Source organism: Streptomyces sp. NPDC046759 (genome assembly GCF_040645475.1).
Lineage (GTDB): Bacteria > Actinomycetota > Actinomycetes > Streptomycetales > Streptomycetaceae > Streptomyces.
Genome location: NZ_JBEYYJ010000057.1, coordinates 1 through 23218, shown reverse-complemented (window position 1 = coordinate 23218; position 23218 = coordinate 1). Strand labels below are relative to the sequence as shown.

At 73.6% G+C, this 23218-nt stretch carries 4 protein-coding genes and 1 pseudogene; all 5 read left to right on the top strand.

All coding sequences use genetic code 11. From position 1 onward, the window contains the following. Window positions 1-9: 9 nt before the first annotated feature. Window positions 10-219, top strand: a pseudogene (locus ABZ919_RS40710) (hypothetical protein); the annotation flags it as partial. A gap of 18 nt (window positions 220-237) precedes the next feature. Further along, entirely contained in the window at window positions 238-4509 is a 4272-nt protein-coding gene (locus tag ABZ919_RS40705) for an SDR family NAD(P)-dependent oxidoreductase (RefSeq protein ID WP_361259145.1), read from the top strand. A gap of 70 nt (window positions 4510-4579) precedes the next feature. Next, entirely contained in the window at window positions 4580-15688 is an 11109-nt protein-coding gene (locus tag ABZ919_RS40700; protein WP_361259139.1) for an SDR family NAD(P)-dependent oxidoreductase, read from the top strand. A 35-nt stretch (window positions 15689-15723) separates the two neighbouring features. After that, window positions 15724-21246, top strand: a complete 5523-nt coding sequence (locus tag ABZ919_RS40695) for an SDR family NAD(P)-dependent oxidoreductase (protein ID WP_361259142.1) — start codon at window positions 15724-15726, stop codon at window positions 21244-21246. A gap of 34 nt (window positions 21247-21280) precedes the next feature. Then, window positions 21281-23218 (top strand): type I polyketide synthase (locus ABZ919_RS40690; RefSeq protein ID WP_361259136.1); only part of this gene is annotated, 1938 nt, incomplete at its 3' end.

Below are 23218 nucleotides of genomic sequence, written 5' to 3'. Positions count from 1 at the left end.
CAGCAGCGGGTGATCCGGCAGGCGCTGGCGAATGCGGGTCTGTCGTCGGATCAGGTCGATGCGGTGGAGGCGCACGGTACGGGGACGAGGCTGGGCGATCCGATCGAGGCGCAGGCGTTGATCGCGACGTATGGTCAGGAGCGGTCCAGGCAGCGGCCGTTGTGGCTGGGTTCGTTGAAGTCGAACATCGGGCATGCGCAGGCGGCCGCTGGTGTCGGTGGTGTGATCAAGATGGTCATGGCGATGCGCCACGGCGTCCTTCCGCGGACCCTGCACGTAGACGAGCCGACGCCGCACGTGGACTGGGCGGCCGGTGACGTCCGGCTGCTGACCGAGGCCGTGGAGTGGCCGGCGACCGACGCGCCGCGCCGAGCCGCCGTGTCGTCCTTCGGCATCAGCGGCACCAACGCCCACGTGATCGTCGAACAGGCCCCCGCTTCGGCGGAGTTGCCGCCCGTGCCCGAGTCCGGCGCCGTCGTGCCCTGGGTGCTGTCGGGGAGGACCGAGGCGGCGCTGCGTGCCCAGGCGGAGCGTCTGCTGCACCTCGCCTCGGACACGGACCTGCGGCCGGCCGACATCGGCTTCTCGCTCGCCACCACACGCTCGCCCATGGAGCACCGGGCCGCCGTGGTGGGGGAGAGCCGGGACGAACTCCTGGAAGGGCTGCGCGCGCTGGCCGCAGGTCCCCCGTCCACCCGGGTCGTCCTGGGTGAACCGGCCGCCGGAGTGAAGGTCGGGTACTTGTTCTCGGGCCAGGGTTCGCAACGTCTGGGTATGGGGCGTGAGTTGTACGAGGCGTTCCCTGTGTTCGCTGCGGCGTACGACGAGGTGTGCGCACTGTTGGACGCGCCGGTCGATGTGGACTCGGAGGAGTTGAACCAGACAGGGTCGACGCAGCCCGCGCTGTTCGCGGTTGAGGTCGCGCTGTTCCGGCTTCTCGAATCGTGGGGCATCCGGCCGGATTATGTGGCCGGTCATTCGGTGGGTGAGATCGCGGCCGCTCATGTGGCCGGGGTGTTGTCGCTCCAGGACGCGGCGAAGCTGGTGTCCGCGCGTGCCCGCCTCATGCAGGCGCTGCCCGCGGGCGGGGCGATGGTGGCGGTCCAGGCTGCCGAGGACGAGATCGTCCCGCACCTCACCGACGGTGTCGGTATCGCGGCGGTCAACGGCCCGCGGTCGGTGGTGGTCTCCGGTGCCGAGGACGTGGTGGTGGCCATCGGTGAGGCCTTCGAGGAGCGGGGCCGTAAGACGTCCCGGTTGAAGGTGAGCCATGCGTTCCATTCGCCGTTGATGGATCCGATGCTGGAGGAGTTCGCGGAGACCGTCCGCGGTCTGGTCTTCAACGAGCCGCGGATTCCTGTCGTTTCGAACGTGACCGGTCGGCTGGCGGAGTCGTACACGTCCGAGTACTGGGTCCGGCACGTCCGCGAGGCGGTCCGTTTCGCCGACGGCGTCCGGACTCTCCACGACCTGGGCGTGACCACGTTCGTGGAGATCGGGCCGGGCGGCGTGCTGAGCGCCCTCGCCCAGGGCTGTGTGGACGACATCGTCACCATCCCCGTCGTACGGACCGACCGCCCCGAGCCGCAGGCCGTCGTCACCGCGCTGGCCGAGCTGCACGCCCGTGGCGTCTCCCCGGACTGGCAGGCCCTCTTCCCGGGCGCCCGGCGCGTCGACCTGCCCACCTACGCCTTCCAGCGCGAGCGCTACTGGCTGGAGGCGCCCGAGGAGTTCACCGGCAGCGCCGCCGCCAGCGGACTCGGACTGGGTGCGGCCGGGCACCCGTTGGCCGGTGCGGCGGTCGCGCTGCCCGGTGCCGGCGGGTTCCTGGTCACCGGGCGGCTCTCGCTCAGGACGCACCCCTGGCTCGCCGACCACACGGTCATGGACAGCGTGCTGCTGCCGGGTACCGCGCTCGTCGAGCTGGCGGTGCGTGCGGGCGACGAGGCCGGTTGCGCACAGGTCGAAGACCTGACGCTGGAAGCACCGCTGATCGTCCCGGACCGCGGCAGTGTGGCCGTGCAGGTGTGGGTCGGGCCCGAGGAGGAGCCCGGCCGGCGCGCGCTGAGTGTGCACTCGCGAGGGGACGACGCGCCGGACGACGCCCCGTGGGTGCGGCACGCGGTCGGCTTCCTGACGGACGAGCTGCCCGAGCCGCCGCACGGCGCGGACCTCGGCGCGTGGCCGCCGGCGGGTGCGGAGGCCGTAGACCTGGCCGGGTTCTACGAGAGCCTGGACGGACTCGGCCTCAGCTACGGCCCGGTCTTTCGCGGCCTGCGGTCGGTGTGGCGCAACGGGGACGACGTCCTCGCCGAGGTGGCCCTCCCCGAGGGCACGGAGGCGGGCGCGTTCGCCGTACATCCGGCGCTGCTGGACGCGGCGCTGCACGCGGTCGGCGCGGGTGGGCTGGTCCCCGTGGTCGACGGCCCGCTGCTGCCTTTCGCCTGGTCCGAGGTGGGCGTGCGAGCTTCGGGCGCGACGGCGCTGCGGGTCAAGGTCTCCCGCACGGGCACGGACGCGGTGTCGCTCACCGTGGCCGATGCCTCGGGCGGTCTGGTGGCCACGGTCGGCTCGCTGTCGCTGCGGCCGGTCTCGCGCGAGCAACTGCTCGCGGCGGGCGGGGGCGGCAGGCCTGCCGACGACTCGCTGTTCGGCCTCGCATGGCAGCCGGCGGCCCTCATGGAGGCTGACGCTGCCGCTGGACTCGACGTACGGAGCTACCCGGACCTGGCCGCTCTGTACGCCGAGCCGGCCCTTCCGGATGTCGCGGTGGTCACCGTCGTTTCGTGCCCGGTGGGGTCCGGTACGGAGACCGCCGAGCGTGTGCACAGTGCCACGAGTGAGGTTCTGGCGTTGGTGCAGTGGTGGTTGGGGGAGGAGCGTGCGGGGCGTCTGGTGTTGGTGACGCGTCCGGGGGATCTGGCTCATGCCGCGGTGTGGGGGCTTGTGCGGTCTGCGCAGTCGGAGGATCCGGATCGGTTGGTGCTGGTGGAGGCGGAGGAGGAGGACGCGGATGAGGTGGTCCGTGTGCTGCCGGCCGTGCTCGCCGCTGGTGAGCCGCAGTTCGCGGTCCGTGAGGGGGAGGTGTTCGTGCCGCGCCTGGTGAAGGTCACCGGGACCGCCGCCGACGCCCCGGGGACCACCCCGGACTTCGGGACCGGCACCGTCCTGGTGACCGGTGCGTCCGGTGCGCTGGGCGGACTCGTCGCCCGGCACCTGGCCGCCGAGCACGGCGTGCGCAGTCTGCTGCTGGTGAGCCGGCGTGGCGCGGACGCGCCCGGTGCGGTCGAGCTGGAGGCCGAATTGACCGCATGGGGTGCCGAGGTCACCTGGGCGGCCTGTGACGTCGCGGACGGGGAGGCCGTCTCGGGAATGCTGGGCGGGCTCGGCGAGCACGCGCTGTCGGCCGTCGTGCACACCGCGGGCGTTCTCGACGACGGGGTCGTCGCCTCGGTCACACCGGAGAGGCTGCGGGAGGTCCTCCGCCCCAAGGTGGACGCCGTGCTGAACCTGCACGAGTGCACCCGTGACATGGGGCTGGCCGCCTTCGTGGTGTTCTCGTCGGTCGCCGGTCTGGTCGGCAGCGCCGGTCAGGCGAGCTACGCGGCGGCGAATTCCTTCCTCGACGGCTTCGCGGCGCACCGACGCCGTGCGGGGCTCCCCGCCACCTCGCTGGCATGGGGTCTGTGGGAGCAGTCCGGTGCGATGACGGACGGCCTCGCCGAGGCCGACCGGGCACGGATGGCGCGCAGCGGCGTGCTGCCGCTGCCACCGGAGGAGGGGCTGCGGCTGTTCGACGCGGCGCTGGCCTCGGACGAGCCGGTACTCGCCCCGTTCCGCCTCGACACGGGCGCGCTGCGCGCCGGTGAGGCACCACCGGTGCTGCGTGCCCTCGTGCCGGCCGCGGCCGCCCGGAGGACCGCGCAGGCGGCTGCCGCTCCCTTCGCGTCCTCCGCGTCCTCCGCGTCCTCCGTGTCCTCGCTGGCCGAGCGGCTGGAGGGGCTGCCGGAGGCCGAGCGGGAGAAGACCGTGCTGGATCTGGTCCGGGCCGAGGTGGCCGCGGTCCTGGGTCACGCGTCGGACCGTACGGTCCGGCCGGAACACGCCTTCCAGGACCTGGGTTTCGACTCGCTCACGGCCGTCGAACTGCGCAACCGGCTGAACAAGACGACCGGGCTGCGGCTCCCCGCGACGCTCGTCTTCGACCATCCGACACCCGCTCTCCTGGCCCGTCATGTGTTCATGGAAACGACGGGGGCGGCCGGACCGGCCCTAGTGGATTCCCTACTTGCCGACTTGGACAGGATGGAACAAGAATTGGTCACGAAGTTGGCAGAGAGTGAAGCTCGCGACCGGATCCTGTCAAAGCTCCAGAACCTGCTGGCGATTGCCGGTTATTCCGGCAAGGCGCCGGCCCAGGAAGTCCCTGGTACGGGCGGCAGCGATCTGGAGTCGGCCACGGACGACGAAGTGTTCGATCTGCTCGGCAAGGAATTCGGGATTTCCTGACCGCTCCGCGCGCCCCGGTGACCCCTTGCCCAATTCCGGTAAGTCTTCGCAGGGGTGAGGGACGATTTCGGTGGCGAACGAGGACAAGCTCCGTTATTTCCTTAAGCGAGTCACCGCAGATCTCCAGGAGACCCGGCGGCGCCTTCGTGATTACGAGGACGCCGCCGGGGAGCCGGTGGCGATCATCGGGATGAGCTGCCGCTACCCGGGAGGGGTCGACTCGCCCGAGGATCTGTGGGAGTTGGTCGCGGGCGGCCACGACGCCGTCTCGGAGTTTCCCGCCGACCGCGGCTGGGACCTGGACGCGCTCTACGACCCCGACCCGGAGTCCCGCGGGACCAGCTACGCCCGAGAGGGCGCGTTCCTGCACGACCTGGCGCGCTTCGACGCCGGCCTTTTCGGGATCTCGCCCCGCGAGGCCCTCGCCATGGATCCCCAGCAGCGGCTGCTGCTGGAGACGTCGTGGGAGCTTTTCGAGCGGGCCGGCATCGATGCCGCCTCGCTGGCGGGGAGCAGCACCGGCGTGTTCGCCGGCGTGATGAACCACGAGTTCCTCGCCGCCCTCCAGAACTCACCGCAGGACCTGGAGGGTTATCTGGGGACCGGTACCTCGGGCAGTGTCGCCTCCGGCCGGGTGGCCTACACCTTCGGCCTCGAAGGCCCGGCCGTCACGGTCGACACAGCCTGTTCGTCCTCCCTGGTGGCCCTGCACCTCGCCGTCCAGTCGCTGCGCAACGGCGAGTGCTCGCTGGCGGTGGCGGGCGGTGTCACCGCGATGGTCGGCCCCGCGACCTTCGTCGGCTTCAGCCGCCAGCGCGGACTGGCGCCCGACGGCCGCTGCAAGGCCTTCGCGGCCGGCGCCGACGGCACCGGCTGGGGCGAGGGCGTCGGCCTGCTGCTCGTGGAGCGACTCTCGGACGCCCGCCGCAACGGACACGAGGTCCTGGCGGTCGTCCGGGGCTCCGCCGTCAACCAGGACGGCGCGTCCAACGGCCTGACCGCCCCCAACGGCCCCTCCCAGCAACGGGTGATCCGCCAGGCCCTGGCCTCCGCCCGGCTGACCACCGCACAGGTCGACGTGGTCGAGGCGCACGGTACGGGCACACGGCTCGGCGACCCGATCGAGGCGCAGGCGGTCCTCGCGACGTACGGGCAGGGCCGCACCGACGACAAGCCGCTGTGGCTGGGTTCGATCAAGTCCAACATCGGCCACACCCAGGCCGCGGCCGGTGTGGCGGGCGTCATCAAGATGGTCATGGCCATGCGCCACGGCGAACTGCCGCGCACGCTCCACGTCGACGCACCGTCCCCGCACGTCGACTGGTCGGCGGGCGCCGTCCGGCTGCTGACCGAGCCCACGCCCTGGCCGGCGTCGGACCAGCCGCGCCGGGCCGGCATCTCCTCCTTCGGGATCAGCGGCACCAACGCGCACACGATCATCGAGGAAGCCCCGTCGGCCGAAGCGTTCGCACAGGACGCCGAGGCCCCCCGAGCGCCGGAGGAAGGCGCGGAGGGTGCCGAGGCCGTAGCCCCGGAGGCCGCGCGCCCGGCCGAAGGCGGACCGGTGCCGTGGGTGATCTCCGGCCGGACCGAGGCGGCCCTGCGCGCCCAGGCCGAACGTCTGCTGTCCCGCACGGACGCTGAGGTCCCCCCGCTCGACGTGGCGTTCTCGCTCGCCACGACGCGCACGGCCCTGGAGCACCGCGCGGTGGTCCAGGGCGAGACGGCGGCGGAGCTCGCCGAGGGGCTGCGAGCCGTGGCCTCCGGCGCCACGGCCCCGGGCGTCGCGCGCGGCCTTGCCGACGGCGGCGGGCGTGTCGGGTTCTTGTTCTCGGGCCAGGGTTCGCAACGTCTGGGTATGGGGCGTGAGTTGTACGAGGCGTTCCCTGTGTTCGCTGCGGCGTACGACGAGGTGTGCGCACTGTTGGACGCGCCGGTCGATGTGGACTCGGAGGAGTTGAACCAGACAGGGTCGACGCAGCCCGCGCTGTTCGCTGTCGAGGTCGCGCTGTTCCGGCTTCTCGAATCGTGGGGCATCCGGCCGGATCATGTGGCCGGTCATTCGGTGGGTGAGATCGCGGCCGCTCATGTGGCCGGGGTGTTGTCGCTCCAGGACGCGGCGAAGCTGGTGTCGGCGCGTGCCCGCCTCATGCAGGCGCTGCCCGCGGGCGGTGCGATGGTGGCGGTCCAGGCGGCCGAGGACGAGATCCTTCCGCACCTCACCGACGGCGTAGGCATCGCGGCGGTCAACGGCCCACGATCGGTCGTGATCTCCGGTACCGAGGACGCCGTGCTGGAGATCGCCGAGGTCTTCACCCAACGGGGCCGTAAAACCTCCCGGTTGAGGGTGAGCCACGCGTTCCACTCGCCGCTGATGGACCCGATGCGGGAGGAGTTCGCGGAGACCGTCCGCGGTCTGGTCTTCAACGAGCCGCGGATTCCTGTCGTTTCGAACCTGACCGGTCGGCTGGCGGAGTCGTACACGCCCGAGTACTGGGTCCGGCACGTACGCGAGGCGGTCCGCTTCGCCGACGCCGTCCGGACTCTCCACGACCTGGGCGTGACCACGTTCGTCGAGATCGGCCCGGGCGGCGTGCTGAGCGCCCTCGCCCAAGGCTGCCTGGACGACGACGTGGTCACCGTGCCCGCCCTGCGCACCGACCGTCCCGAGCGGGCCGCACTCGTCGCCGCCGTCTCCGAACTGCACGCACACGGCGTCTCCCCGGACTGGCACGCCTTCTTCCCCGGCGCCCGGCGCGTCGACCTGCCCACCTACGCTTTCCAGTACGAGCGCTACTGGCTCGACACCTCACCGGTCGCTGCCGGTGACGTCCGCGCCGCCGGCCTGGGCTCGGCCGACCATCCGCTGCTGGGCGCCGCCGTCAGTCTGGCCGGCGGCGACGAGCGGCTGCTGACCGGCCGGCTGTCCCTGCGCACACACCCGTGGCTGAGCGACCACGCCGTGCTCGGAACCGTGCTGCTGCCGGGGACCGCGTTCGTCGAACTGGCCGTGCGCGCCGCCGACGAAGCCGGCTGCGAACTGCTGGAGGACCTCACCCTCGAAGCGCCCCTGGTGGTGCCCGAGCAGGGCGGCGTCGCGGTTCAGGTGTGGGTCGGCGCGGCCGACGGCACCGGCCGCAGGCCGCTGACCGTGCACTCGCGCCCCGAGGACGACGCCGAGCTGGCGTGGGTTCGCCACGCGACCGGCTACGTCAGCGAAGGGACCGAGGAGGCGGGCGCCGCGACCGCCGGCCGGGCGCTCACGGCGTGGCCGCCGGCAGGCTCCGAACCGGTCGGCCTCGACGGCTTCTACGACGGGCTGGCCGCCCTCGGCCTGGCCTACGGACCGGCGTTCCGTGGACTGCGGAGCGCCTGGCGCGCGGGTGAGGAAGTCTTCGCGGAGGTAGCGCTCCCCGACGGCACGGACACCGGTTCCTTCCTCCTGCACCCGGCGCTGCTGGACGCGGCGCTGCACGCGATCGGCGTGGGCCGTGCGGACGGCACCCGCGTGGCCGGGGCGGACGGGCCGCTCCTGCCGTTCGCCTGGTCCGGGGTGTCCGTGCGCGCCACGGGCGCGTCCACCGTACGGGTCAGGCTCGCGCCGGCCGGTACGGACGCGGTGTCCCTGCTGGTGGCCGACGCCGCCGGGGAGCCGGTGGCGTCCGTCCAGTCGCTGACGTTGCGCGCGGTGTCGGCCGGGCAGCTCCGCAAACGCTTTGGGGACGCGATGTTCACCGTCGAGCGGGCGCCGCTGACCCTGCCCGCCGACGAGGCGGACGGTATGGCGGTCGCGTACGCCCCGGACATCACCGTACTGGCCGAGGCCGACGCCTCGGCGCACCCGGACGTGGTCGTCGTCCCGTTCCCCGACGGCCCGGAAGGGGTGACCGAGGCGGAGCGGGTCCGTGCGGTCACCACGGAGGTGCTGCGGCTGGTTCAGCACTGGTTCGCCGATGACCGGACGTCGCGTCTCGTGCTGGTGGCGCGCTGCGACGACCTCGCGCACGCCGCGGCGGCCGGGCTGGTGCGCTCGGCCCAGGCGGAGAACCCCGGCCGGATCGTGCTGCTCGAAACCGACCGCCCGGACGAGGCGGCCGCGCTCGTGCCCGGCGTCGTGCTGTCCGGCGAGCCCCACGTCGTCGTCCGTGAAGGGGAGGCCGGCGCTCCGCGGCTGGCCCCCACACCCTCCCCGTCGACGGAGGACGCGGCCATCGGCCTGACGGACGGAGCTGCCATCGGCCTCGCGGACGGAGCGGCCATCGGCCTCGCGGAGGAAGCGGTCGCCGACCTCGCGGAGGGTGCTACCCCCGCCCTCGTGGACGGTGCTACCCCTGCCCTTGCGGGGGACACTGCCTCCGCCCTCGCCCGGAACACTTCCCCCACCCCCGCCGGGGACACCACCTCCGCCCCCGCCGGGGACACCACCTCCGCCCCCGCCGGGAACACCACCTCCACCCCCGCCGAGGGCGCTGTCTCCGGTCTCGGTACCGTGCTGCTCACCGGCGCCTCCGGCGCGCTGGGCGGGACCCTGGCCCGTCACCTGGTGACCGGACACGGCGTGCGCCGGCTGCTGCTCGTCAGCCGCCGTGGCGCGGACGCCCCGGGCGCCGCGGAGCTGAAGGCCGAACTCGCGGCGCTCGGCGCCGAAGTGACCTGGGCCGCCTGCGACCTCGCAGACCGCGACGCCCTAGCGCGGCTGCTGGCCGCCACCCCGGTCGACTCGGTCGTGCACACCGCCGGCGTCCTCGACGACGGCGTGATCGCCGCGCTCACCCCCGAGCGCATGGACTCTGTCCTCGCGCCCAAGGCCGACGCCGTGCTCAACCTGGACGAACTCACCGGCGGGAGCACGACGTTCGTGCTGTTCTCCTCCGCCGCGGGCGTCTTCGGCAACCCCGGGCAAGGCAACTACGCCGCCGCCAACGCCTTCCTCGACGCCTTCGCCCGCCGCCGCCGCGCCCAGGGGCGGCCCACGGTCTCCCTGGCATGGGGCCTGTGGGAGCAAGAGGGCGCCATGGCCGACGCCCTGGACGAGGCGGGCAGGTCGCGGATGGCGCGCTCCGGGGTCCGGCCGCTGTCCACCGAGGAGGGCCTGCGGCTGTTCGACGCCGCGCTCGCCTCGGACGAGCCCGTGCTCGTACCGGTCCGCCTCGACACCGCCGCCCTGCGCAACCGTGCGGCAGGAACCGTACCGGCCCTGCTGCGCGGGCTCGTCCGCGTCTCCACGCGTGGCACCGCCCAGGGCGCCGCCGTCGGATCCCTGGCCGGACGCCTCGCCGGACTGGCCGCCGACGAGCGCGCCGAGGCCCTCCTGGAACTGGTCCGGGAGGAGGTCGCCGCCGTGCTCGGCCACTCCTCGCCCCGGGCGGTCCAGCCCGCACACGCCTTCCAGGACCTGGGCTTCGACTCGCTGACAGCGGTGGAGCTGCGCAACCGGCTGTCCACCGCCACCGGCCTGCGCCTGCCCGCCACGCTGGTCTTCGACCACCCGAACCCCACCGCCCTCGCCCGTCACCTGGGCGAGGAACTCCTCGGCGAGACCCCAGCCGCCACGGCCGCGACCACGGCGCGGCGGACAGCGGCCGCCGGCGACGACCCGATCGCCATCGTCGGCATGAGCTGCCGCCTGCCGGGCGGGGTGCGCTCGCCGGAGGACCTGTGGCGGCTCGTGGCGTCCGGCCGCGACGGCATCTCCCGGTTCCCGGACGACCGCGGCTGGGACGTCGACGGGCTCTACGACCCCGATCCCGAGCGCCTCGGCAAGACGTACGCGCGCGATGGCGGTTTCCTCTACGAGGCGGCCGACTTCGACGCCGGCTTCTTCGGCATCAGCCCCCGCGAGGCCCTGGCGATGGACCCGCAGCAGCGGCTGCTGCTCGAGGCGTCCTGGGAGGCGTTCGAACGTGCCGGGATCGACCCGGCGACGATGCGGGGCAGCCGTACCGGTGTCTTCACCGGCCTGATGTACCACGACTACGGGCAGGGCCCGCGCGAACTGCCCGAGGGCGTCGAGGGCCTGCTCACCACCGGAGGCTCCGGCAGCGTCGCCTCCGGGCGCGTGTCCTACACCTTCGGCCTGGAGGGCCCCGCCGTCACGATCGACACGGCCTGCTCCTCGTCGCTCGTCGCCCTGCACCTGGCCGTCCAGGCCCTGCGGGGCGGCGAGTGCACGATGGCGCTGGCCGGGGGCGTCACGGTGATGGCCGGGCCGACGGTCTTCGTGGAGTTCAGCCGGCAGCGCGGGCTGTCGCCCGACGGCCGGTGCAAGGCGTTCGCGGCCGGTGCCGACGGCACCGGCTGGGGCGAAGGCGTCGGCATGCTCCTCGTGGAACGGCTCAGCGACGCCGAGCGCAACGGTCACCGCGTGCTGGCCGTCGTGCGGGGGAGCGCGGTGAACCAGGACGGCGCGTCCAACGGTCTGACCGCCCCCAACGGCCCCGCACAGCAGCGGGTCATCCGGCAGGCGCTGGCGTCGGCCGGGCTCACGCCGGCCGATGTGGACGCCGTGGAGGCGCACGGTACGGGGACGAGGCTGGGTGACCCGATCGAGGCGCAGGCGCTGCTCGCCACGTACGGGCAGCAGCGGCCCGACGGACAGCCGCTGTGGCTGGGCTCGCTGAAGTCCAACATCGGCCACACGCAGGCCGCGGCGGGCGTGGCCGGCGTGATCAAGATGGTCATGGCGATGCGCCACGGAGTGCTCCCGCGGACCCTGCACGTGGACGAGCCGACGCCGCACGTGGACTGGGCGGCCGGTGACGTGCGGCTGCTGACGGAGGCCGTGGAGTGGCCGGAGACCGGTCACCCGCGCCGGGCCGCCGTGTCGTCCTTCGGCGTCAGCGGAACCAACGCCCACACGATCATCGAGCAGGCCCCCACGACCGAGGCACCCCCGGCGGCGCCCGGCTCCGGCGCGGCAGCGCCGTGGGTGCTCTCCGGCAGGACCGAAGCAGCGCTGCGGGCGCAGGCCGCCCGCCTCGCCTCCTTCCTGGACGACAACGACAGGGACCGCAACGACAGAGACGACGAAAACGACAGGGACCGCAACGACAGAGACGACGAAAACGACAGGGACGGCAACGACAGGGACGTCGACGGCGGGGCGGCCCTCGTGCCCGACGTGGCGTACTCGCTCGCCACGACCAGGGCGGCCTTCGAACACCGCGCCGTGGTGGTCGCGGAGACCCCCGAGGAGTTCCGGCGGGGACTGGCCGGTGTCGCCGGCGGCACCACGCCGGCCGGCGTGGTGACGGGCACAGCACGCACCGGCGGCAAGACGGTCTTCGTCTTCCCCGGACAGGGATCGCAGTGGGTGGGTATGGCCACCGAACTGCTGGAGACCTCCCCGGTCTTCCGCGACCGGATCGACGCCTGCGAGCGCGCCCTCGCGCCGCACGTGGACTGGTCGCTGACCGCGGTGCTGCGCGGCACGTCCGATGTCGAGCAGGACCGGGTCGACGTGCTGCAGCCCGTGCTGTGGGCGATGACGATCGCCCTCGCCGAGGTGTGGCGCTCCTTCGGAGTGACCCCCGACGCGGTCGTCGGGCACTCCCAGGGCGAAGTCTCCGCGGCGGTGATCGCCGGAGCGGTCTCCCTGGAGGACGGGGCGCGGATCGTGGTGCGGCGCAGCCTCGCGGTGCGCGAACTCCAGGGCCGCGGCGCCATGGCCTCGGTGACGCTCCCGGACGAGGAGGCGCGGGAACTGATCGGCCGGTGGGCCGGCCGCCTCGGCATCGGCGCCGTGAACGGGCCCGCCACCGTCGTGGTCTCCGGGGACACCGACGCCCTGGACGAGCTCCTCGCGCACTGCAGACAGGAGGGCATCGAGGCCCGCAAGGTCGCCGTCGACTACGCCGCGCACTCGCCGCAGATCGAACGCGTCGCAGCGCAGGCGAGCGAGGGGTTCGCCGGCATCAGTCCGCTCCCCGGCTCCGTCCCCTTCTATTCCACGGTGACGGGCGGGAGGCTGGACGCGGACGAGCTCGGGTCCGGCTACTGGTACCGCAACATGCGTCAGACGGTGCGGTTCCACGATGCGATCCGGTCCGCTCTGGCCGACGGCCACGACGTGTTCGTCGAAGTCAGCCCCCACCCGGTGCAGTCGGCGGGCATCCAGGACGCCATCGAGGCCGCCGGGGCGCAGGCCGCGGTCGTACCCACGCTGCGCCGCCGCGACGGCGGACGGCACCGGCTGATGCAGTCCCTGGCCCAGGCTCACGTGCACGGTGTCACCATCGACTGGGACGCGGTCCTGCCGGGTGCGCGCCGCGTCGACCTCCCGACCTACGCCTTCCAGCACGAGCGGTACTGGCTGGAGGCGGGCGCTGTGGCCGGTGACGTACGAGCGGCCGGGCTGGACGCCGCCGACCACCCGTTCCTGGGCGCGGCGGTGGAGCTGCCGGACGCCGGCGGCCACCTGCTCACCGGGCTGCTGTCCCTGCGGGCCCAGCCCTGGCTGGCCGACCACGCGGTCCTGGGTACGGTGCTGTTGCCCGGCACGGCCTTCGTGGAACTGGCCGCCCACGCCGCGGCCACGACCGGCTGCGAACTCATCGAGGAACTCACCCTGCAGGCACCGCTGGTGCTGCCCGAGCACGGTGGCGTCGCGCTCCAGGTCCTCGTCGGCGCCGAGGACGACTCCGGCCGCCGCCCGCTGAGCGTGCACTCGCGAGCCGGGGACGGCCCCTGGGTCCGCAACGCCACCGGTACCCTCGCCACCGGCGCAGCACCCTCCGGCACCGACCTGAGCAGCTGGCCCCCGGCCGACGCTCATCCGGTGGACCTGGACGGCTTCTACGACCGCCTGGCGGACCTCGGCTTGAGCTACGGCCCGCTCTTCCAGGGGCTGCGTGCCGCCTGGCGCGGCCACGACGCGGTGTACGCCGAACTCGCCGTCGCCGACGAGGCGCAGACGGACGCGGACGCGTTCGGCCTGCACCCGGCCCTGCTCGACTCCGCGCTGCACGCGCTGGGCGCGGGCGGCCTCGTACCAGCCGCAGACGGGCCCCTGCTGCCCTTCGCGTGGTCCCGCGTCACGCTGCACGGAACCGGGGCGGCCGTCCTGCGGGTACGGCTCTCCCAGGCCGGCGGGGACACGGTACGGCTGGAGGCCGCCGACGGTACGGGACGCCCCGTCGTGTCGGTGGAGTCGCTGACGCTGCGCCCGGTGTCGGCCGAGCAGCTGCGCACGAGCTCCCGGGAGTCCCTTTTCACCGTGGACTGGGTACCGCTCGCCGCCCCGGCCGACGCGAACGCCCCGGTGGTACGGGCCTACGACGACATTGCCGCCCTCCTCACCGCCTCCGCGACGGAGACCGGGGCGGAGAGCGCGACGGAGACCAGGGCGGACCCGGACGCGCACATGGACGCCGTCGTCGTCCCCTGCCCGGCCGGGCAGGGCACCGACGCCGAACGGGTCAGGGAAGTCCTCGCCGAGGTGCTCCGGCTGGTCCAGTGGTGGCTGGCCGAGGACCGGGCCGCCCGCCTGGTGCTGCTGACCCGGGGCGCGGTCGCCGCCGGGGACGGCCCGGCAGCGGGCGACCCGGTGCAGGCGGCCGTGTGGGGCCTGGTCCGGTCGGCACAGTCGGAGAACCCGGACCGCATCGTGCTCCTCGACACCGACGGAAACTCCGGCGGAGACACCAACGGAAACTTCGGCGGAAACACCGGCGGAGACACCAAGGGAAGCTCCGGCGGAGACACCGACGGAAGCACCGGCGGGCACGCCGACGCGCAGCGGATCGCGGCGACGGCCGTGCCCCGGCTCGTCGCCTCAGGGGAACCGCAGGCGGCGCTGCGCGGCGACGTGCTGCTCATGCCCCGGCTCGCCAGGGCCGCCGCGGACGCCCCGGGGAGCACCCCGGACTTCGGGGCCGGCGCCGTCCTGGTGACCGGTGCGTCCGGTGCGCTGGGCGGGCTCGTCGCCCGGCACCTGGCCGCCGAGCACGGCGTGCGCAGTCTGCTGCTGGTGAGCCGGCGTGGTGTGGACGCGCCCGGTGCGGTCGAGCTGGAGGCGGAGCTGAGGGCGCGGGGCGCCGAGGTGCGCTGGGCGGCTTGCGACGTGGCCGACCGGGACGCCCTCGCCGAGGTGCTGTCCGGTGCTCCGGTGACGGCCGTGGTGCACACGGCCGGCGTCCTGGACGACGGCGTGATCGCCTCGCTCACGCCGGAGCGCCTGGAGACGGTGCTGCGCCCCAAGGCCGACGCCGTGCTCAACCTGCACGAACTGGCGGGCGACGTGTCGGCGTTCGTGGTCTTCTCCTCGCTCGCGGGTACGCTCGGCACCCCCGGCCAGGCCAACTACGCCGCGGCCAACGCCTTCCTGGACGCCTTTGCCGGTCACCGCCGGGCCCAGGGGCTGCCCGCGGTGTCGCTGCCGTGGGGCCTGTGGCAGCGCACCGGCACCATGACCGAGGACCTCGGCGGCGCCGACCGGACCCGGCTCGCCCGCGGCGGTGTGCTGCCCCTGTCCGACGAGGACGGCCTGGCACTCCTCGACGCCGCTCTCGCGCTGCGGGAACCCGTGGTGGCGGCGGCACGGCTGGACCTCGCCGCCCTGCGGAACGCGACCGCCCCGGTGCCGCCGCTGCTCAGGGCACTCGTCGGCGGCCGGCCGCGCCGTACGGACCGGGCGGCTTCCGTACCGCTGGCGCAGCGGATCGCCGGCCTGCCCGAGGACGAGCGCGCGGAGGCCGTGCTGGACCTCGTCCGGTCCGAGGTCGCCGCCGTCCTCGGACACAGCTCGGCCAAGGCCGTCCAGCCCGACCAGGCCTTCGGCGACCTGGGCTTCGACTCGCTGACCGCGGTGGAGCTCCGCAACCGGATGAACAACGCCACCGGCCTGCGGCTGCCCGCGACGCTGGTCTTCGACCACCCGACGCCCGCGGTGCTCGCGCAGCGGGTGCTGAAGGACCTCCCCGGTGGCACGGCCCGGCCGACGCCGGTCTTCGACGAGCTCGACCGCCTCGCCGCCGCCCTGGACGGTGCCGGACCGGACGGCGTCGACAACGTCACCCGAACCAGGATCAACATGCGTCTCCAGGCCCTCCTCGCCCGCTGGAACGGGAACGAGCCGGCCGATCCGGGAGGCGCCGGCGGAGCCGAGGACGAGGACGACCTCAGCTCGGCGAGCGACGAGGAGCTGTACGAGCTCCTCGACGACGAACTCGGCATCTCCTGAACTGCGCAGGCCAAAAGGGGCGGGCAACACCGATGATGAACGAAGACAAGCTCCGGGACTATCTCAAGCGGGCCACCACCGACCTGCGCCAGGCCCGGCGGCGCGTGCGCGAGCTGGAGGCCCGCGACCAGGAGCCGATCGCCATTGTGGGCATGAGCTGCCGGTTCCCCGGCGGTGTCGGTTCCCCCGAGGAGCTGTGGCGGTTGCTGGCCGAAGGCAGGGACGCCATCTCGGGGTTCCCCGAGGACCGCGGCTGGGACGTCGACGCGCTCTACGACCCCGACCCCGAGCGGCCCGGCACGGTCTACACCCGGCAGGGCGGCTTCCTCCGCGACGCGGCGGACTTCGACGCGGACTTCTTCGGTATCTCGCCGCGCGAGGCGCTGGCGATGGACCCGCAGCAGCGGCTGCTGCTGGAGACCGCCTGGGAGGCCTTCGAGCACGCGGGCATCGACCCCGCCACCCTCAAGGGCAGCCGCACCGGCGTCTTCGCCGGCCTGATGTACCACGACTACGGCTTCACGCCCGGCGTCCTCCCCGAAGGGGTCGAGGGGCTGATGAGCACCGGCAACTCCGGCAGCGTCGCCTCCGGGCGCATCGCGTACACCTTCGGCTTCGAGGGTCCCGCGGTCACCGTCGACACCGCCTGCTCGTCCTCGCTCGTCGCCCTGCACCTCGCCGTGCGGGCGCTGCGGGGCGGCGAGTGTTCCATGGCGCTCGCCGGTGGCGTGACGGTCATGGCGGGCCCGAGCGCCTTCGTCGAGTTCAGCCGCCAGCGCGGGCTCGCCCCCGACGGCCGCTGCAAGTCCTTCGCGGCGGCGGCGGACGGCGCGTCCTGGTCCGAAGGCGTCGGCCTGCTGCTCGTGGAGCGGCTGAGGGACGCCCGTCGACTCGGCCACGACGTGCTCGCGGTCGTCCGGAGCTCCGCAGTCAACCAGGACGGCGCGTCCAACGGCCTGACCGCGCCCAACGGCCCCTCGCAGCAGCGCGTGATCCTCGAAGCGCTGGCCGGCGCCGGACTGTCCGCCGAGGAGGTCGACGCCGTCGAGGCACACGGCACGGGCACGAACCTCGGCGACCCGATCGAGGCGCAGGCGCTGCTGGCGACCTATGGACAAGAGCGCGAACGGCCGCTCCTGCTCGGCTCGCTGAAGTCCAACATCGGCCACACGCAGGCGGCGGCGGGTGTCGCCGGTGTGATGAAGACGGTGCTGGCGCTGCGGCACGGCGTGTTGCCGAAGACGCTCCACGTGGACCGGCCGACCCCGCAGGTCGACTGGTCGGCCGGTTCCGTCGAGCTGCTGACCGAGGCGGTCGCGTGGCCGGAGACGGACCACCCCCGCCGGGCCGGGATCTCCTCGTTCGGGATCAGCGGCACCAACGCGCACGTCATCCTCGAGCAGGCGCCCGAACCGGAGGCGGAGGGCCCGGCCGACGACGCCACTGAACGCGCGGGCGGAGACGAGCCGTTGACGCGGGCCCTGACCACCGCCGTGCCGTGGGTGCTCTCCGCCAAGACCGCGCAGGCGCTGCGGGAGCAGGCACGACGACTGCTGGCGTCGGTGGACCTCGAAGCCGCGTCACCGGCCGACGTCGGGTTCTCGCTGGCGGCCACCCGATCGGCGCTGGAACGCCGGGCGGCCGTCGTCGGCGCCGACGGGGAAGAGCTCCGCGCGGGCCTGACCGCCCTCGCAGCGGGTGAGCCGGCAGCACACGTGGTGACGGGGCGCACCGGGGCCGACCGGGGCAAGGTCGGGTTCCTGTTCTCGGGTCAGGGTTCGCAACGGCTGGGCATGGGCCGCGAGTTGTACGCGGCGTTCCCCGTGTTCACCGAGGCCTACGACGAGGTGTGCGCGCTTCTGGACACCGTGGACACCCCGGTCGACGTCGATGCGGAAACGCTCCATCAGACGGGTTCCGCGCAGCCGGCGTTGTTCGCCCTCGAGGTGGCGTTGTTCCGGCTTCTCGAATCGTGGGGTGTGCGGCCGGATTACGTGGCCGGTCATTCGGTGGGTGAGGTCGCGGCCGCTCATGTGGCGGGTGTGTTGTCGCTCGAGGACGCGGCGAGGCTGGTGTCCGCGCGTGCCCGCCTCATGCAGGCGCTGCCCGCGGGCGGGGCGATGGTGGCGGTCCAGGCGGCCGAGGACGAGGTGTTGCCGTATCTGAACGACGGTGTCGGCATCGCGGCGGTCAACGGCCCGCAGTCGGTCGTGATCTCCGGTGCCGAGGATGCCGTGCTGGAAATCGCCGAAGTCTTCGCTCGACAGGGCCGCAAGACGTCCCGGTTGAAGGTGAGCCACGCGTTCCATTCGCCGTTGATGGATCCGATGCTGGAGGAGTTCGCGCAGGCCGTCAGTGGTCTGGTCTTCGACGAGCCGCGGATTCCCGTGGTGTCGAACCTGACCGGTCGGCCGGCGGAGTCGTACACGTCCGAGTACTGGGTCCGCCATGTCCGGGAGGCGGTGCGTTTCGCCGACGGCATCGAGGCCCTGCACGAGCTGGGTGTGACCACGTTCGTCGAGATCGGCCCCGGTGGCGTGCTCAGCGCCCTCGCCCAGGGCTGCCTCGACGACGCGGACATCGTCACCGTCCCCGCCCTGCGGACCGATCGCCCCGAACCCCAGGCGATCACGCTCGCCCTCGGGCAGTTGCACGTGCACGGCGTCTCCCCGGACTGGCGGGTGCTGTTCCCCGGCGCCCAGCGGGTCGACCTGCCCACCTACGCCTTCCAGCGCGAGCGCTACTGGCTCGAAGGCACGGCCGCGCTCGACGTCTCCTCGGCGGGCCTGGACTCCTCCGGCCACGCCCTGCTCGGCGCGGTGGTGGAGTCCGCCGGGACGCAGGACGTGCTGTTCACCGGCCGCGTGTCCCCGGCCGAGATGCCCTGGCTCGCGGAACACACGGCCGGCGGCGTGCCCGTGCTCCCGATTGCCGCGTTCGTGGAGCTCGCCCTGTCGGCGGGACGGCAGACCGGGTTCCCGCACCTGGAACAGCTGGACGTGGACACCCCGCTGGTCCTGCCCGAACCCGGCGCCGTGCGCATTCAGGTGCAGGTCGGCGCGGGCGGCGACCCGGACCGGCGCTCGGTGCGCGTCTTCAGCCGGCCCGCTGCGGGCGACGCCGGGGAGCAGTGGGTCCGCCACGTCACCGGAGAGCTCGCCCGGAACGCTCCGGCGCCGGACTTCGACATGATGAGCTGGCCGCCGACGGGTGCCGAACCCGTGGACGTCGAGGGCCGTCCGGGCCTGCGCGCCGTCTGGCGCACCGGGGGCGAGCTGTACGCCGAGGCCGCACTGGCCGTCACGGAGCGGGACCGGGCTGACCGCTACGGCCTGCACCCCGCCCTGCTGGACGCTGCCCTCGGCATCCTGGCGCGGGACCGCGCCGCAGGCCCCGGCGAGGTGCTCATGCCGTACCTCTGGAGCGGCACGACCGTGCACACTCCGGGGGCAGGCGCCGTACGCATCCGCATCCGGCCCGCCGGTGACGACACGGTGACGATCGAACTCTCCGACACCGACGGCTCTCCCGTCGCCTCGGTCGCCTCCGTCCGGACGCGGACGATGACCGCGCAGCAGGTGCTGGCCTCGCACGTGGCGCACCAGGACCGGATGTTCGAGGTCGACTGGGTCGAGCACACCGCGGCTTCCGCCCCCGCCACCGCTCCCCACGCCGGGTGGGCGGTCCTCGGCAACGAGGGTTCCCACCGCGACGTCGACGCGCTCCGCAAGGCGGTCGACGGCGGCGCGCCCACGCCCGCCCACGTCCTGCTGCCCTGCCCCCCGAGCGAGGGGGATGCGGCCGCGGCGACGCGCGGGCTGCTCGCCGGTGTGCTGTCGGCCGTCCAGCAGTGGGTCGCCGACGAGCGGTTCTCCGACGCGCGGCTCGTGGTGATGACGCGCGGAGCCGTGGAACTGCACGGCACGGCTGTGGACCTCGCGCACGCCGCGGTCTGCGGTCTGGTGAAGTCGGCCCAGACCGAGCACCCGGACCGGCTCCTGCTCGTGGACGCGGACGACTCGGTCATGAACAACGGCATCGCCGCCGACGGCGGCGTGGACCCCGCGCTGGCCGCGGCGCTCGCCGCTCTGGACGAGCCGCAGGCTGCGGTGCGCGGCGGAAAGCTGTACGTCCCCCGCCTCGCCCGGATCACCCCGCCCGAGGAACCCACCGGTGACGCGTGGGACCCCGACGGGACCGTGCTGCTCACCGGCGCGACCGGTGGCCTCGGACGGTCGCTCGCGCGGCACCTCGTCGCCGAACGCGGCGTACGGAGGCTGCTGCTGGCCAGTCGCCGCGGCCCCGCGGCCGAGGGCGCCGGCGAACTCGTCGCCGCCCTCTCCGAGCTGGGCGCGCACGTCGACGTGGCCGCCTGTGACATCACGGACCGCAACGCCCTCGCGGGACTGCTGGCCTCGGTCCCGGCCGAGCACCCGCTCGTGGCCGTGGTGCACGCGGCGGCGGCCCTGGACGACGGCGTGGTCACCGCCCTGACCCCGGAGCGCCTGGAGACCGTGCTGCGGCCGAAGGCCGACGGAGCGCTGCACCTGCACGAGCTCACCCGCGACCTCGACCTCTCCGCGTTCGTGCTCTTCTCCTCCCTGGCCGGAGTCCTGGGCAGCGCCGGCGCGGCGAGCTACGCCGCCGCGAACGCCTTCCTGGACGGGCTGGCGCGGCAGCGCAGGGCCGCGGGCCTGCCCGGCACGTCACTCGCGTGGGGCCTGTGGACGGACAACGGCGGCATGGGCGACCGGATCACCGATGCCGACCGCAACCGGATGGGGCGGGCCGGAGTCGTGCCGTTCACCCCGGCGGAGGGACTGGCCCTGTTCGACGCCTCCCTCACCGTGGACCGGCCGGTGACCGTCCCGGTCCGGCTGGACGGTCCGGGACTGCGCGCCATGGCCCGCGCCGGCGTGCTGCCCGCGGTCCTCCGCGGCCTCGTGGGCGACACCGGCGCCGCGGCCGGCGAGGCCGCGGCCGCAGGAACCCCCGCCCTGGCCCGTCGCCTTGCCGCGATGCCGGAGGCCGACCAGGAGAAGTTCCTGCTGGACCTGGTACGCAACCAGGCGGCAGCCGCCCTCGGCCACGCCACCGCCGACCGCATCGAGCCCACCACCGCCTTCCGGGACCTCGGCTTCGACTCCCTGACCGCCGTGGAGCTCCGCAACCGGCTCAAGGCCGCGACCGGGCTCCGGCTCAAGCCCACCCTGGTCTTCGACCACCCCAACCCCGTCGCGATCGCCCGTCTCCTGCACCAGGACCTGGTGCTCGAGCCGACCGCCGAGGCCCCGCCCGTGCTCGCCGAACTGGACCGGCTGGAGGCGCAGCTCACCGCGCTCGCTCCGCAGGACGCGGTGCGGGACAAGGTCACCGCCCGGCTCAAGGCGCTGCTCTGGAAGTGGACCGACACCCACCAGAACGTCGCGGCGAACGCCGCCGACGCCGACGCCGGCCCCGGCCCCGGCCGCGAGGCCGACCTCGAGCTCGACCGGATCGACGCCGCCACCGACGACGAGATGTTCGACCTCATCGACCAAGAGCTCGGGTCTCTCTGACTCTTCTCACGCACTGCTACCGAGGACGTAAAACATGTCGAACGACGACAAGCTCAGGGACTACCTCAAGCGTGTGATGGTGGACCTGCGCCAGACCCGCAGGCAGCTGGGTGAGCTGGAGGCCAAGGACACCGAGCCCATCGCCGTCGTCGGGATGGCCTGCCGCTACCCGGGCGGCGTCGGCTCGCCCGAGGAATTGTGGCAGCTGGTCGCCTCGGGCGGCGACGGCGTGTCCGGGTTCCCCACCGACCGAGGCTGGGACCTGGACACGATCTACGACCCCGAGCCCGGACGGACCGGCCGCACCTACGTGCGCGAGGGCGGTTTCCTCCACGACGCAGGCGAGTTCGACCCCGCGTTCTTCGGGATCTCCCCCCGCGAGGCCCTGGTCATGGACCCTCAGCAGCGGCTGCTGCTGCAGACCTCCTGGGAGGCCTTCGAACGCGCGGGCATCGACCCCGCCACCGCACGCGGCTCCCGGGCCGGCGTGTTCATCGGCACCAACGGCCAGGACCACGCCTACCTTCAGCGGCAGGGCGACAGCGACATCGAGGCCCACCTCGTCACCGCGAACACCGCCGCCGTGGTGTCCGGCCGCATCTCCTACGCCCTCGGCCTGGAAGGCCCGGCGGTCACCGTCGACACGGCCTGCTCGTCCTCACTGGTGGCGCTCCACCTGGCCGCCCAGGCGCTGCGCCGCGGCGAGTGCTCGCTGGCCCTGGCCGGCGGCGTCACCGTGATGGCCACGCCGAACACCTTCATCGCGTTCAGCGCGCAGCGCGGCCTGTCGCCCGACGGCCGCTGCCGCGCGTTCTCCTCGGCCGCCGACGGCACGGGCATGTCCGAAGGCGTCGGCGTGCTCCTGCTGGAGCGGCTGTCCGACGCCCGCCGGCTCGGCCACGACGTGCTCGCCGTCATCCGCGGCAGCGCCGTCAACCAGGACGGCGCGTCCAACGGCCTCACCGCCCCGAACGGCCCCTCGCAGGAGCGCGTGATCCGGCAGGCGCTGGAGAACGCGCGCCTGACCGCCTCCCAGGTCGACGCGGTCGAGGCGCACGGCACGGCCACCACCCTCGGCGACCCGATCGAGGCGGAGGCGCTGCTCGCCACGTACGGCCAGGAGCACTCGGGGGACCGTCCGCTGTGGCTGGGCTCCGTCAAGTCCAACATCGGTCACACACAAGCGGCTTCCGGCGTCGCCGGTGTGATCAAGATGGTGATGGCCATCCGCCACGGCGTCCTGCCGCAGACGCTGCACGTGGACGAGCCGACCGCCCAGGTCGACTGGTCGGCGGGCGGCGTCAGGCTGCTGACCGAGGCCGTCCGGTGGCCCGAGTCGGACCACCCCCGCCGCGCCGCCGTCTCGTCCTTCGGCGTCAGCGGCACCAACGCGCACACGATCATCGAGCAGGCCCCGGCCCGCGACGAGGAGCCCGTCCCCGAGCCGGCCGGGGCCCCAGCGGGCGGCGCGCTGCCGTGGGTGCTCTCGGCGAAGAGCGACGCGGCGCTGCGCGCCCAGGCGGAGCGCCTGCTCTCCTTCCTGGAGGACGGCGCCGCTGGTTCCTCGCCGGCCGACATCGGCTTCTCCCTCGCCACGACGCGCACCGCCTGGGACCGCCGGGCGGCCGTCGTCGGCGAGAACCTGGAGGAACTCACCGAAGGCGTACGGGCACTGGCGTCCGGCGCCCCGTCCGCGGCCGTCGTCCAGAACACGGCCCACCTGGGCGGCCGGACCGCGTTCCTGTTCTCCGGCCAGGGCTCGCAGCGAGCCGGCATGGGCCGCGAACTCTACGACGCCTTCCCGGCGTTCGCCGCCGCCTACGACGAGATCCGCGCCCACCTCGACGTCACGCTCGACGCGGACGCGGAGCAGCTCGACCAGACGGGTTGCACCCAGCCGGCGTTGTTCGCGGTCGAGGTGGCGTTGTTCCGGTTGCTGGAGTCGTGGGGTGTGCGGCCGGATTATGTGGCC